Genomic DNA, 13,294 nt, shown 5'->3' on the forward strand with positions numbered 1-13,294 from the left:
GGTTTGCCAGCCTCGACGCGGCCAAATCGGTCAGCTTGGATCTGCCCCCATCACCAGACCTTCGATGTCGTGTTTCTGGCTGATCGGCACGAGCTCGTCGACGACGCGGCAGACGAGGTGTTTCCTGGCGATTTCGGGAAGTGCATCGTACCAGTCACGCGTCACCATCATGTCGTGCAGCTCTGCGTGTCCGGCGCCCGGCCTGTCGACCCCAAGCACCATGACGGGCCGCGCAATCGGGGACTGATGTTCGGTGCCCCGATGGACCGTCAGGGCCGAGCGGCACGATATGTCGCCCCGTTGGGGGTATTTGCGCGTGGCGCGCTCCTGGAAACGCCCCCACAGCGCCTTGTCCGGGAACATTTCGTGCTTCCACGCGCGACCGTCATCATATTGCGTTCCCGGCGCCACTTCGAACGGACCCATGTCTTCGGTGACGTCGACACCGGTAAGGTTGAAAGCGAGCGAGGTGATCTGACGGTCGCGATAGGTGTCGACGGGAGAGGGGAAATCGCGGTGCCAGGGCTGGTATTTCGCGCCCTGGAACGGCACGTCGAGGCCGATCTCCACGATCTGGTAGTCCGGTCCGAGCACGTTGGTGCAGACATCCACCACCCATGGATGGACGATGAGGTCGACAAACCCGCGGAAAGCTTGCGGGTGGATTTCGACATACCAACGCCGCGGCCCCCGGCCGACTGCGCCACCGGGCCTTTGGATCGCCTCCCAGAAGGCGGTCATCATGTCCTCGCGCATCGCATCGGCCCATTCCGGGCTGAAAGCACCCTTCAGTCCGATGATGCCGTCTGCCGTCAGCTGCGTCATTTGGGCGGCGATGTCGTAGTCGAATGCCGGTTTCGTGTTCATTCGGTTCTCCTCCCGATTTCCGGCAAGGCTACTGCGACTAATAATTATTAGTCAATGGCCGATTTTTATTAGTTGGTGTAGAAGGACGGGAACGGGGGAAGCATGAGCGGTCGACAGACAACAAAGCGGGTGACCATGATGGATGTCGCAAAGGCGGCAGGCTGCTCGCAGGCCACGGTCTCCGTCGTCCTCAACAACGTGATGGACATCAAGATTTCTCCCGACCTTCGGGCCCGCGTGCTGGATGTCGCGCGAACCCTCGGTTACGGGCTCGCAAGTCCCATACGACGCGCCGGGCTGGAGGATCTGAGAGAAGGCTGCATCGGCTTCATCGTCGACCAGCTCGCGACCACGCCCGAAGCCGTCAACGCCATCGAGGGCGCCCGGCATGCCTCCTGGGAAAAGGACGTGACCATTCTTGTCGCGCAGACGCAGGGGCGGGCCGAGCACGAGCGCAAGGCTCTGGCGCGCCTTCTTCAGGCCGGCGCGCAGGGCATCGTCTATATGTCCGTGTTTACCCGTCGCGTATCGCTCGATCCGGTTTTCGACGACCTTCCCGTGCCGCTGGTTCTGTTGAATTGCTACACCAGCGACAACCGCTTTCCCGCTGTCGTTCCCGATGAAGTGACGGGCGGGCGAATGGCGACGGCGTCTCTCATCCGGAAAGGCCACAGACGCATCGGCACGATTGTCGGAGAGAGCTTCATGGAGGCCGCCCAGGACCGGCTGACCGGCTATCGCGAGGCGCTGGCAGAGGCCGGGCTCGCCTATGACGACCGTCTGGTGGTGGAGGGAAACTGGACGCCGACCTCCGGATACGAGGCGACCCAAAAGCTTCTGTCGCTTCGCGAGCCGCCCTCGGCGATCTTTTGTCAAAACGACAAGATGGCGATGGGGTGTTTCGGTGCGATCAGTGAGGCGGGTTTGCGCATCCCCGGCGACATTTCCGTCGTCGGTTACGATGACGACGAGCTTTCACGCCATCTTCGTCCGCAACTGACGACCCTGGAGCTTCCGCACCGCCCCATGGGCGCCTGGGCCATCGAGCAACTCGCCAGGAAGGCTCGCTCGATGCACCGCGGCACGCATAAAGTCGGATGTACATTCGTCGCCCGGGGCTCGGTCGGTCGCAAATCGCACTGAGCGCGGGTCGCCCCTCATGGCTGGGCTTCATCGTCAAGCCGCAGCCCGCAAACTAGAGGGTCTTCAGGACGTCACCCAGCGCATCCACCACCATGTCGGCATTCTCGCGGGAGAAGACGAGGGGAGGGCGGATTTTCAGGACATTGGCGCGAGGGCCGGAGGCGCTGATAAGGATACGGCGCTCCCGCAGGCCGTTGACGATGCGGGTGGTGAGGGTCGCATCGGGGCTCTTGGCGGCCGCATCGGCGACGATCTCGACGCCAACGAAGAGGCCGGAACCGCGCACGTCGCCGATGGCGCCATAGCGGCCGGAAAGGCTCCTCAGGCCGTCCATCAGGTGGCGGCCGACGTCCAGCGCGCTCTGCTGCAGGCCTTCGGTGCGAATGACATCGAGTACCGCCTTGCCGGCAGCCGCGGCGACGGGGTTACCGCCGAACGTGTTGAAATAGCGCGCCTTCGGGCCGAAATCGGCGACGACCTCCGGCCGCAGCACGATGCCGGCCATGGGGTAGCCGTTGCCCATCGGCTTGCCGATCGTCACCATGTCGGGCGCGACGCCGTGGCGCTCGAAGCCCCACATGGCCTCGCCCGTGCGACCGAAGCCCGGCTGCACCTCGTCGGCGACGAAAAGGCCGCCAGCCTCGCGAATGGCGTCGACTGCCGGCTTCAGGAAGCCGCGGGGTCCAGCGAAGATGCCGTCGCTCGAGAAGATCGTATCGGTGATCAGCATGGCCGGCTTGATGCCATGGCGCTTGAGGTCGGCGATGGCGGCGCGGACATCGCGGCCGAACTTCTCCATCATCTCCTCGGGCGAATGGCGGTAGCTGTCCGGCGCCGGCACGGTGCGGACATGCGGGCCGAGCGTCACGGACTCGCCGAGCGACGGCGAGAATTCGGCGACCGCGCCCGTCAGGCCGTGATAGGCAAGATCCGTGGCAATGATGCCGGTGCCGCCGGTGACGAACCGGGCGATGCGCACGGCAAGATCGTTGGCTTCACTGCCCGTGCAGGTGAACATGGCCTGGCTCAACGTGTCCGGGAAGGTCGCCGTCAGCGTTTCCGCATAGTCGACGATGCCCTCGTGCAGATAACGCGTGTGGGTGTTGAGCACGGCGGTCTGGCGGGTGATCGCCTCCACGACGCGCGGATGGCAATGGCCGAGCGATGCGACATTGTTGTAGGCGTCGAGATAGCGCTCGCCGGCAGCGTCATAGAGGAAGACGCCTTCGCCGCGCACGAGATGGAGCGGCTTTTCGTAGAACAGGCGATAGGCGGGACCGAGCACTTTCTCCCGGCGGGCGATCAGCGCCCGTTCGGCCTCGCTCAGCCGTTCGAAATCCTCGCGCGAAAATGCATTCACCATCGACATGATCAGGCCTCGGTCAGGTTGGGCGCGAGCTGTTTCAGCCCGGCCGCAGTGAGATCGGCAATGTTCTGCAGGCCGCGCCAGGCGGTGGCGTGGTTGCGCATGATGTAAGCCCGGTTTTCCGGGAAAAGGGACGAGCGCCATTCCGCGATGATGATCGACATGGCGAGGCGGCAGCGCATGAGGAGCGGCAGCAGCTCGATCTCGGCAGGCTGCAGGGCGCGCGCCGAGAGGAAGCCGTCGAGAAAGGCGCCGGTGCGGGCCGCCCAGTTCTCGGTCGCCAGGTGATAGGAGATGCCGACGGCGAGGTCGTTGATCAGCGGAGCATGCACCATGTCGCCGAAATCGATGATGCCGACGACATTGGTCGGCTCGGCCGGATCCAGCAGGATGTTGTGCGGATTGAAGTCGTTATGGATGATCTGGCGACGTTCCAGCGCGGCGATGGCCGGCAGCGACCGCTCGAATTCGGCCAGCACGGCTTGCACCTGAGCGCGGCGTTCTTCGGCGACATCGCCGACGACGGCGGCAAGATCCAGCGTGTGGGAAATGTCCCACATCAGCTTTCCCGCCGGCGGGCGACCGTCATAGTGCTCAAGCCCGCGCCCGAGCTCGGCGAGCGCCCGGCCGACATTGCGACTTTGCATTTCCGAGGCCGGCGTGCGGTATTGCAATTCACCGTCGAGGAAGGTGAGCAGGCGCATGATACGCGGACCATCGCCCGTGGACAGCGTGCGGCTCGGCTCGCCCGACACTGTGGGCACCAGCCGCGGCACGGGCACGGCAGGGGCCACGGCTTCGAGATGCAGCAGGGCGCCGTCCTGGAATTCGAGCGCCGCCGGGTCCTCGGCGGGGTTGGCGATTTTCAAAATGAAGTCGGTGCCGTCAGCGCGGGTGAAGAGAAAGGTCTCGTCGCGTTCGCTGGAAAGGCGTTTCACGGCGCCGGCAAGCCCATAGGCCTCGGAGACGGCGGCTTCGGCATCCGCGATCGCGGTCATGCTCCATGTCGCAGACATCGAGTCCGGCTTTTCGGTATCCGGTTTCCTGGCGGCGGGCGCGGGTTCCGTCATGTCTACTCCGTTCTGGCGGTCTCCCGCGGGACATCGAGAATGGCTAAGGCACTGTTGATGGCCCGTCGGCCAGCATTGCAACGCCAGTCCCTTTCTCCGAGAATACCCATGGCGCCAGTCATACTTGAAACACGTCAAAAAAGATGCATCAAGTATCTTCCTATTCGATTTTGCGGATCAGTTCCATGCCCGAATTCGCCACACTGGAATATGAGAACCTCAACAGCGTGGTCTATGCAGCGCTTTGCGATGCGCTGATGCAGGGTCGCTTCCAGCCCGGCGACCGGCTCAAGATCCGCGATCTCGCCGAGCAGTTCGGCACCAGCGTCACGCCGATCCGCGATGCGATCCTGCGCCTTGCCAATGACGAGGCCATCACCTTCCGCTCGCCGCGCGACATTCGCGTTTCCGGCCTCAGCGAAAGCCGCTACCGGGAAATCCGCGCCATCCGCGTCCGCCTGGAAGGGCTCGCCGCGGAAACGGCCGCGCAGGTGGCGACAAGCGCCGATATCCACGCACTGGAGCAAATTCTGCGGGAAAACGAGGCGGCGATTGCCGCCGGAGACCGTCTGAGGGGCACACAACTCAATCAGGCTTTCCACTTCATGCTGCCGCAGATCGCCGGCCTTTCCGTGCTGACCACCATTCTGCGAAGGCTCTGGCTGCAGATGGGGCCGCATATCTCCGACGCCTATCTGGCGGGTGGACGGGCAATGATCGACCATCATTATCCGGTGGTCGAGGCGCTGAAGCGGCACGATTCCGCCGCCGCCTCCATGGCCATCGTCGACGATATCCTGCTTGGCGGAAAGCCGATCCTCGATCGTATCGAGCATGGCGGAGAGGGGAAATCGCGCCGCGCCTGATGGCGCCTGAACTGGAGGCTTGCAATTCGCTCACCGCCGATTACGATGTATCAAGCATCAATGGAAGGGCTCGTGCATGACCGAAGAACGCCGCTACATGTTGCTGACGGGTGCAAGCCGCGGCATCGGCCATGCGACGGTGAAGCTTTTCCAGTCCAAGGGCTGGCGCATCCTCACCGTTTCCCGACAGGCCTTCTCCGAAGAATGCGCCTGGCCCTCAGCCCGCGAGAGCCATATTCAGGCGGATCTCGCAGACCTTACCCAGATCGACCGTCTCGCCGCAACCGTGCGCGAGCGGCTGCCGAACGGCAAGCTTCATGCGCTCGTCAACAACGCCGGCATTTCGCCGAAGGGGCCGGGCCGGAGCCGCCTCGGCGTCATCGATACCGAAGCGAATGTCTGGACCCAGGTGCTCAATGTCAATCTTGTCTCGACGGCGCTGATCGCCCGCGCACTGATGCCGGAACTGGAAGCGGCCAAAGGATCGATCGTCAACGTCACGTCCATTGCCGGCTCGCGCGTGCACCCCTTTGCGGGTGTCGCCTATGCGGCTTCCAAGGCCGCGTTGGCGGCGCTGACGCGCGAGATGGCGCATGAATTCGGCAAGCGCGGCGTGCGCGCCAATGCCATCGCGCCGGGTGAAATTGAAACCTCCATCCTCTCGCCGGGAACCGACGAACTGGTCGCCGCGGAAGTGCCGATGGGGCGGCTGGGCGAACCGCGTGAAGTGGCGGAGACCATCCATTTCCTTTGCACGGAACAGTCCTCCTATATCAACGGAGCTGAAATCCACATCAATGGAGGGCAGCACGTCTGACAGCGGTCAAAAAGGGAAAAAATCCCGTTGACCGGCAATGACCGGAATGCATCAATCGGTCGCAAACGCCCAGGGGAAAGGGCGCGGCGACCGTGAAGGCCGCAGCCATCGCCGCAAAGGCGAGGTCGACGGTCCGCATGAAATCGTCATCGGAGCCGCTGGCTCCACTACAGAAGAAAAGGGGAGTGCCATGAAGACAATTCTGAAATCGGGTATCCTGGCGGCGGCTGCCGTCATTCTGTCGGCCGGCATCGCCGCGCCGCTCTTCGCGCGGGACCTTACCGTCGTTTCCTGGGGCGGCAACTATCAGGACGGCCAGCGCGAGATCTACTTCAAGCCGTTCGCCGAGAAGACCGGAAAGCCGGTGCTCGACGAGGCCTGGGACGGCGGCATCGGCGTCATCCAGTCGAAGGTCAAGGCCGGCGCACCGAACTGGGATGCCGTGCAGGTCGAGGCCGAGGAACTGGCGCTCGGCTGTGCAGACGGTCTCTACGAGAAGATCGACTGGGACAAGATGGGCGGCAAGGACAAGTTCCTCGACAGCGCCGTCAACGACTGTGGCGTCGGCGCCATCGTCTGGTCCACCGCGATCGCCTATGACGGCGCAAAGCTGGCGGAAGGCCCGACATCCTGGGCGGACTTCTGGAATGTCGAGAAGTTCCCCGGCAAGCGTTCGCTGCGCAAGGGGCCGAAATACACGCTCGAATTCGCGCTGCTCGCCGACGGCGTTTCCAAGGACGAACTCTATGACGTGCTCGGCACGGAAGAGGGCGTCGCGCGCGCCTTCAAGAAGCTCGACGAGCTGAAGCCGAATATCGTCTGGTGGGAATCCGGCGCACAGCCGCTGCAGTTCCTCGCCTCGGGTGAAGTCGCCATGACCTCGGCCTATAACGGCCGCATCACCGGCATCAATCGTTCGGAAGGCAAGAATTTCAAGGTCGTTTTCCCGGGCAGCATCTACGCCGTCGACAGCTGGGTCGTGCTGAAGGACGCCGAGAACAAGGACGCGGCACAGGACTTCATCGCCTTCGCGAGCCTGCCGGAAAATCAGGCGAAGTTGCCGCAATACGTTGCCTACGGTCTGCCGAACAAGGATGCGGCCGCGAAGGTGCCGGCGGAATTCGCCAAGGACCTGCCGACCGACCCGGCGAACATGACGGACGCGATTGCGCTCAATGTCGACTTCTGGATCGACAATTCCGAAACGCTGACCCAGCGCTTCAACGCCTGGCTGGCGCAGTAACGCTGCGCTGAGGGCTAGGCCCTCACTCGCGCGGCCTCTTCCCTGAGCGGGAGGGGCCGTGACGGGGCCTACCCACAGGTGTCGAACAGTGCATCGTCTCCTTTTCTCCGCCCTTGGGAAGAGGAGTGGCATGCGGGTGAGGGGCGACCCGCCGCGTGCAACCGTCTCGATGGAGTCATGAGCTTGGCCGAATTCATTCGCTTCGACCGCATCACCAAATTCTACGGCTCGCTCTGCGTGGTCGAAAACCTTGACCTCGGCATCGAGAAGGGCGAGTTCGTCAGCCTGCTCGGCCCCTCCGGTTCCGGCAAGACGACGCTCCTGATGATGCTGGCGGGGTTCGAACAACCGACATCGGGCAACATTCTGCTCGATGGAACAGCCATCAACGCCGTCCCCACACACAAGCGGGACATGGGTGTCGTCTTTCAGAGCTATGCGCTCTTCCCCCACATGTCGGTCGGAGAGAACATCGCTTTTCCTCTACAAATGCGCGGTATCGGCAAGGCCGAGGCCGGTGAGCGGGTCAAGCGGGCGCTCGACATGGTTCAGCTTTCGGCCCTGTCCGATCGTCGCCCCTCGCAGCTTTCCGGCGGCCAGCAGCAGCGTGTAGCGCTTGCCCGCGCACTGGTCTTCGAACCGCGGGTCGTGCTGATGGACGAGCCGCTCGGCGCACTGGACAAACAATTGCGCGAGCAGATGCAACTCGATATCCGCGATCTGCACCGCCGCCTCGGCCTCACCATCGTCTTCGTGACACACGACCAGTCCGAAGCTCTCACCATGTCGGACCGTGTCGCCGTGTTCAACAAGGGCAAGATCGAGCAGATCGGCTCCCCCCGTCAGGTCTATGACGAGCCGGCGACGCGCTTCGTTGCCGAGTTCATCGGGGAGACGAACCTCGTCGAAGGCGTCGTCGAGGCCGTCGAGGGACAGGAGGCGACCGTGCGTCTTGCCTCGGGTGCGCAGATCGTCTCGGCCGTGGCCGGCACCGTCGCTTCCGGGCAATCCGTTTTCCTGTCGATCCGCCCGGAACGCGTCGATCTCAGCGAGAAACGGAGCGAGGCGCGCAATGTGCTCGAAACGGAAGTCACCGACAGTGTCTATCAGGGCGATCACCTGCGCGTGCAACTGCAGAACGCCAGCTCCCCTCTGATCGCCAAGCTTGGCCGCCGGTCTCGCGAGTTTCCGCCGGGCACCAAGGTTTATGCCGCGTTTTCCGCCGGCGACTGCCGGGTCATCGCGCCATGACGACGGCATCCTCCCGCACCGGGCGATCGCTTTTCCTGCTGGCGCCGCTGCTTGTCTTCCTCATCGGCTTCTTCGTCTGGCCGCTGTTCAGCATGATGTCGCAGGCCGTGTCGGATCCGGCCGTGCTGAAGCTCCTGCCGCGCAGCGCAGAGATTCTGGCCGACTGGGATCGCAAGTCGCCGCCCTCGATGCCCATGCAGACCGCGCTGATGGAGGATCTGAAAGCCGTCGACGACGACCAGGCCCTCGGCGACATGGTACGCCGGCTCAACAGTGCCCGCTCCGGCTTCCGTACGCTGATGGGCAAGACGACGAGCGCCCTTGCCGACACCGCAAATCCGCCCGCGGACCTCGTTTCTATCGACAAGCGTTGGGAAAAGCCGGAATTCTGGCTGGCGATCGCCGATGCGCTCTCACCCTATACGGATCGCAACCTGCTCGCGGCCGTTGATTTCGGCCGCAATGCCGCCGGTGAAATCGAACACCTGCCGGCCGACCAGTCGGTCAACGGTGTCATCCTTGCACGCACCTTCTGGATTGCCGGGCTCGTTACGTTCTTCTGCGCGGTGATCGGCTACCCCTATGCCATCATCGCAGCCTCGCTGACCGGCTGGAAACGCGACCTGATGCTCGGTGCGGTGCTGCTGCCGCTCTGGACCTCGCTTCTGGTGCGCACGGCCGCCTGGTTCATCCTGTTGCAGGAGCAGGGCCTCATCAACGATCTGCTGCGCGGCATCGGCCTCATCGATGCGCCGCTGGCGCTGATCTTCAACCGCACGGGCGTCATCATCGCCATGACCCATGTGCTGCTCCCCTTCATGGTGCTGCCGATCTATTCCGTGCTGATCACCATCCCGAAGAACCTGATGCCGGCCGCCGCTTCGCTCGGCGCCCATCCGCTGCGCGCCTTCCTGCGCATCCTTCTGCCGCTCAGCCTGCGTGGTGTCGCCTCCGGCGGCCTGCTCGTCTTCATCTCGGCTATCGGCTACTACATCACGCCGGCATTGATCGGCGGGCCGGGCGACCAGATGATTTCTTCCATCATCGCCTTCTACGCCACGGGCTCGGCGAACTGGGGCATGGCCGGCGCGCTCGGCATGGTGCTGCTCGTCGCCACGCTGTTGCTCTACAGCGTCTATGCACGGCTCTCCAGCGACGAACCGGGGAGGGGCTGACCATGCCGATGAAAGTCGCCAAGGCCACCTTCGCCATCCTGACGATCGTCTTCCTCGTCGCCCCGCTCCTTGCGATCCTGCCGCTCGCCTTCACCTCCAGCGTCATCCTCACCTATCCGATCCCGTCCTGGTCGCTGCGCTGGTTCGAGGAACTGTTCTTCGCCGATGCCTGGCGCCGGGCGATCGTCAACAGCCTGATCATCGGCACGGGCACGACGCTCCTTGCCACCGCTCTCGGCACCGCCGCATCGCTCGGCTTGCGCAACCGGATCATCCTTTTCCGCGGCACGATGCGCACGCTTTTCCTTTTGCCCATGGTCGTGCCGGCCGTCGTGCTCGGTGTCGGCCTGCAGGTCCTGCTTGCGGGTTTCGGGCTGACGAACAGCTATCTGGGCGTGATTATCGCCCATACGGTCGTGGCCGTGCCGTTCGTGGTGGTCAGCGTCACCGGGGCGCTCGCCGGCATCGATGAGCGTGTGGAACTCGCAGCGCAAAGCCTTGGGGCGGCCCCCACGACGGTCTTCCGCCGGATCACCTTGCCGCTTGCCATGCCCGGCGTGCTCTCCGGCGCCGTACTCGCCTTCGCGACGTCGCTCGACGAAGTGGTGCTGACGCTCTTCGTCGCCGGCCCGAACCAGCGCACGCTGGCGCGGCAGATGTTCTCCAGCATCCGCGAGAACATCAGCCCCGCCATCGCCGCCGCGGCCTTCCTGTTCATCGTCGCGACGGTCGCCATCGGCCTGGTGATGGTGCTGTCCCGCGCAGTGTTGGCGAAACGGCGCTAGCGCTTGCGTATCTGCCGCGTGCTTTACCATCAGCGGCTTTCGGCTTCGCTGGGCCGTCTTTCGTTTCCGTTCCCGGCCGGTTCATCACGACAAGATGATCAATAGGATTCAAGGCGATACGCTCACAGGGCGTTCGCTTCAGGCAATGCTCCTGGCTGCTTCCTGTTCGTCCCTTGAGAGATCGCCGAGGAAGGTATCGCACCAGGTGAACACATCGTTTGCACGCAAGGCCGTCATCATGCCTTTCCATCGTGCGCGGCGTTCCTCCACCGGCATGGAGAGGCTGCGCGCCATGGCGTCCGCGGTTCCCTCGACATCGTAGGGGTTGACGAGCACCGCATCCTTCAATTCCTGTGCGGCTCCGGCAAAGCGCGAGAGCAGGAGAACACCTGGATTCTCCTCGCTTTGCGCTGCGACGAATTCCTTGGCGACGAGGTTCATGCCGTCGCGGAGCGGCGTAACGAGGGCAAGTTTCGCCATGCGGTAAAGGCCCGCCAGAGCCGGGCGCCGCAGGGAGCGATTGACATAACGGATCGGCACCCAGTCCACGGTGCCGAGCGCGCCATTGACGCGGCCGGCCTGTTCGGCCACCGCCCGTTGCATCGCCTCGTATTCCGGCACTTCAGAGCGCGATTTCGGTGTGATCTGCAACAGCGTCACCTTGCGCTGGCTATCGGAATTGCGTGTGAGGAAGGTCTCGAAGGCATCGATGCGCTGGGTGATGCCCTTGGAATAGTCGAGCCGGTCGACGCCGATGATCAGGGCCTTGCCGTCGAGGCTCTGCAGCATGCGCTTGTGAAGGGTGGTCTCCGCGGCCCGCTGCGCCAGCGTCGCGAACTCTTCCGTCTCAATGCCGATCGGATAAGCCCGCGCGGTGAATGTCCGATTTCCGATAGAAAAATGCGCCTTGCCCCGACGGCTGCCGAGCCCTTGCCGTTGAAGGCAATCGGCGAAGTTCTCGCGATCGTGCTCGGTCTGAAAGCCGAGCACGTCATAGGCGGTCAGGCTGGTGAGGATTTCCTCGTGGACAGGCATCGCGAAGAACACATCCGGGGCCGGCCAGGGGATATGGAGGAAGAAGCCGATCCGGTTCTTCACGCCCTGCCGACGCAGTTCCGCCGCAAGCGGGATGAGATGGTAGTCGTGAATCCAGATAAGGTCGTCCTCTTCGATCAACGGGAGCAGGCGGCTGGCGAAGAAGCGGTTCACGCGAAAATACCCGGCCATTTCGCGCCGGCCATATTCGGCAAGGTCCAGCCGATAGTGGCAGATCGGCCAGAGAACGCGGTTGGCAAAGCCTTGATAATACTCCTCGACATCGCGCTCGGTGAGGTCCGTCAGCGCATAGTCGATGTTGCCGTCCCGCAACATCCTCAGCGGACCCACAGCATCTTCCGCGCACGATTGCCCCGACCAGCCGAGCCACAAACCGCCACGTGCCTCGAGCGCGGACTGTAGCGCGACCGCAAGGCCGCCGGCCGGCGCGGTCCCTTTCTTGTCCGGAACGGGAACGCGATTGGAAACGACGATAAGACGACTCATGATTTACAGCACCAGATTGGGAATGGGCTCACCTTCGCGAAGCCGGAGGCCAGAGAGGGAAGGTTAGCAACAGCGAATTTGAATTCATTGGTTATGGCAACCCGATGAAAACCCGCAGGCCACCAAAAAGTTCCAACGCCATCGCGCGGAAGCGGGTTGCCTGACGGTGGCGGTCTCGCCGGCCCCGTTAGCAGCTTTGGTTGCGAAGCCAACTTGCGCCGAGGGATTTGGTTCCCCGTGGCATCGGATCGCGTCAAAAAGCCAGCCCGCCGGGAACCATGCAAGCGCCTGTCGGTTTGACTTGCCTGATCCAACCGAGGGGAGGATATGATGCCGCGCTCTTCCGAAATTCCCGTCACGCCGCGGGGCGACCATGTGGTGACCGCCCGCGAGGCGATCGAACCGCTCTACGACCGACTGGAGATCGAAACGGACAAGGCGGTGCTGGCAGCGGCCGTGCGGGCCGGCTGGTCATCGGAGGATGCTGCCAAAGCCCTGGCGTCGCTGCGGTTGCAGGATGCGCTCTCGGTGCTGGGGCACACCCCATGAAGACAGGGTCGACGGAGAGCGAGATCGAACGCATCCGCCTGCGTGCCTATGCGATATGGCAGGCGGAAGGCTGCCCCTCCGGCGAGGAACTGCGGCACTGGCTGATGGCAGTCGCCGAACTGAAGAAGACACCCTTGCCGCGTGCGCCGTTCAGAGGGTTCTCCGTGCTGGGGGAGAGACGCGGTGCCAAGGTGCGCCGGAACGGGCAGACGGCTGTCGATATCACCACCGGCAGGGAGCCTGCGACCCGAACGATCAAACGCACGGAAGGACCGTAGGGCTCTACCGGAAACGTGGCGGCCTTTTCGTCAGGTTCATCTGGATTTCAAGCCGGCTTGCGAACCGCCCGATCAACCTTACCAGCTTGAGGATTTCGCGCTCGTCGATGTCCTGCAACCGGCAGAACGCCACGACGTCGAAGACCTGGCCTGCCATCGTCAGACGTTTTTCGCTGGAATGCTGCATCGTCTCCCTCCTTGCCCGTGTCGGCCAAAATGCACGCTGTGGGACGAGGTTCCTGACGTCGGACCGTCGGTACGGAAACGTACGCAGGCCAATCGGGCCGCAATCTTGCAAGGCAGGCCGGCGCTTTCTATCTGTCGGCAGGCATCATGGAGGGA

At 63.6% G+C, this 13,294-nt stretch carries 14 protein-coding genes; 9 read left to right on the forward strand and 5 right to left on the reverse strand.

Annotated elements, in window-relative coordinates; genetic code table 11:
- Window positions 1-30: 30 nt before the first annotated feature.
- Window positions 31-867, reverse strand: coding sequence for a phytanoyl-CoA dioxygenase family protein (locus tag V8U06_RS12505; RefSeq protein ID WP_427140900.1), 837 nt, complete (start codon window positions 865-867; stop codon window positions 31-33).
- A 135-nt stretch (window positions 868-1,002) separates the two neighbouring features.
- On the opposite strand from V8U06_RS12505, the gene V8U06_RS12510 reads away from it, so the two are divergent.
- Window positions 1,003-2,010 (forward strand): LacI family DNA-binding transcriptional regulator, encoded by a 1,008-nt coding sequence (locus V8U06_RS12510; protein WP_427140901.1) that lies wholly within the window; start codon window positions 1,003-1,005, stop codon window positions 2,008-2,010.
- A 52-nt stretch (window positions 2,011-2,062) separates the two neighbouring features.
- Here V8U06_RS12510 and V8U06_RS12515 read toward each other — a convergent pair whose 3' ends face one another.
- Both V8U06_RS12515 and V8U06_RS12520 read right to left on the reverse strand, forming a co-directional pair.
- On the reverse strand, window positions 2,063-3,379 hold the full coding sequence (locus V8U06_RS12515) for an aspartate aminotransferase family protein (protein ID WP_427140902.1): 1,317 nt from the start codon (window positions 3,377-3,379) through the stop codon (window positions 2,063-2,065).
- A 2-nt stretch (window positions 3,380-3,381) separates the two neighbouring features.
- On the reverse strand, window positions 3,382-4,446 hold the full coding sequence (locus V8U06_RS12520) for a phosphotransferase (protein ID WP_427140903.1): 1,065 nt from the start codon (window positions 4,444-4,446) through the stop codon (window positions 3,382-3,384).
- 185 nt (window positions 4,447-4,631) lie between these two features.
- On the opposite strand from V8U06_RS12520, the gene V8U06_RS12525 reads away from it, so the two are divergent.
- The 6 genes from V8U06_RS12525 (at window position 4,632) to V8U06_RS12550 (ending at window position 10,583) form a co-directional block, all read left to right on the forward strand.
- Window positions 4,632-5,312, forward strand: coding sequence for a GntR family transcriptional regulator (locus tag V8U06_RS12525; RefSeq protein WP_427140904.1), 681 nt, complete (start codon window positions 4,632-4,634; stop codon window positions 5,310-5,312).
- A 76-nt stretch (window positions 5,313-5,388) separates the two neighbouring features.
- A complete protein-coding gene (locus tag V8U06_RS12530) occupies window positions 5,389-6,129 on the forward strand; it encodes an SDR family NAD(P)-dependent oxidoreductase (RefSeq protein WP_226922532.1) in 741 nt (246 codons plus the stop codon).
- Window positions 6,130-6,319: 190 nt separating this feature from the next.
- Window positions 6,320-7,372, forward strand: a complete 1,053-nt coding sequence (locus V8U06_RS12535; RefSeq protein WP_427140905.1) for an ABC transporter substrate-binding protein — start codon at window positions 6,320-6,322, stop codon at window positions 7,370-7,372.
- A 177-nt stretch (window positions 7,373-7,549) separates the two neighbouring features.
- Complete coding sequence (locus V8U06_RS12540) at window positions 7,550-8,623, forward strand: ABC transporter ATP-binding protein (protein WP_371826673.1); 1,074 nt, start codon at window positions 7,550-7,552, stop codon at window positions 8,621-8,623.
- Window positions 8,620-9,798: an ABC transporter permease gene (locus V8U06_RS12545; RefSeq protein ID WP_427140906.1), complete on the forward strand. Its 1,179-nt coding sequence runs from the start codon at window positions 8,620-8,622 to the stop codon at window positions 9,796-9,798. The genes V8U06_RS12540 and V8U06_RS12545 overlap by 4 nt, the downstream gene beginning before the upstream one ends.
- Window positions 9,799-9,800: 2 nt before the next feature.
- Complete coding sequence (locus tag V8U06_RS12550) at window positions 9,801-10,583, forward strand: ABC transporter permease (protein WP_427140907.1); 783 nt, start codon at window positions 9,801-9,803, stop codon at window positions 10,581-10,583.
- A 138-nt stretch (window positions 10,584-10,721) separates the two neighbouring features.
- Here the strand turns inward: V8U06_RS12550 and otsA are convergent, their stop codons facing one another.
- Window positions 10,722-12,125: an alpha,alpha-trehalose-phosphate synthase (UDP-forming) gene (otsA, locus tag V8U06_RS12555; protein WP_427140908.1), complete on the reverse strand. Its 1,404-nt coding sequence runs from the start codon at window positions 12,123-12,125 to the stop codon at window positions 10,722-10,724.
- 330 nt (window positions 12,126-12,455) lie between these two features.
- Between otsA and V8U06_RS12560 the strand changes: the two genes are divergently transcribed.
- The gene (locus V8U06_RS12560; protein ID WP_427141087.1) at window positions 12,456-12,674 is read left to right on the forward strand and encodes a hypothetical protein; all 219 of its coding nucleotides are present in this window, start codon (window positions 12,456-12,458) and stop codon (window positions 12,672-12,674) included.
- Entirely contained in the window at window positions 12,671-12,952 is a 282-nt protein-coding gene (locus V8U06_RS12565) for a DUF2934 domain-containing protein (RefSeq protein WP_427140909.1), read from the forward strand. Before V8U06_RS12560 ends, V8U06_RS12565 begins: the two co-directional genes overlap by 4 nt.
- A gap of 4 nt (window positions 12,953-12,956) precedes the next feature.
- Here V8U06_RS12565 and V8U06_RS12570 read toward each other — a convergent pair whose 3' ends face one another.
- A complete protein-coding gene (locus V8U06_RS12570) occupies window positions 12,957-13,139 on the reverse strand; it encodes a hypothetical protein (protein ID WP_427140910.1) in 183 nt (60 codons plus the stop codon).
- Between the last annotated feature and the right edge of the window lie 155 nt (window positions 13,140-13,294).

It is taken from the genome of Shinella sp. G-2 (assembly GCF_050172695.1).
Lineage (GTDB): Bacteria > Pseudomonadota > Alphaproteobacteria > Rhizobiales > Rhizobiaceae > Shinella.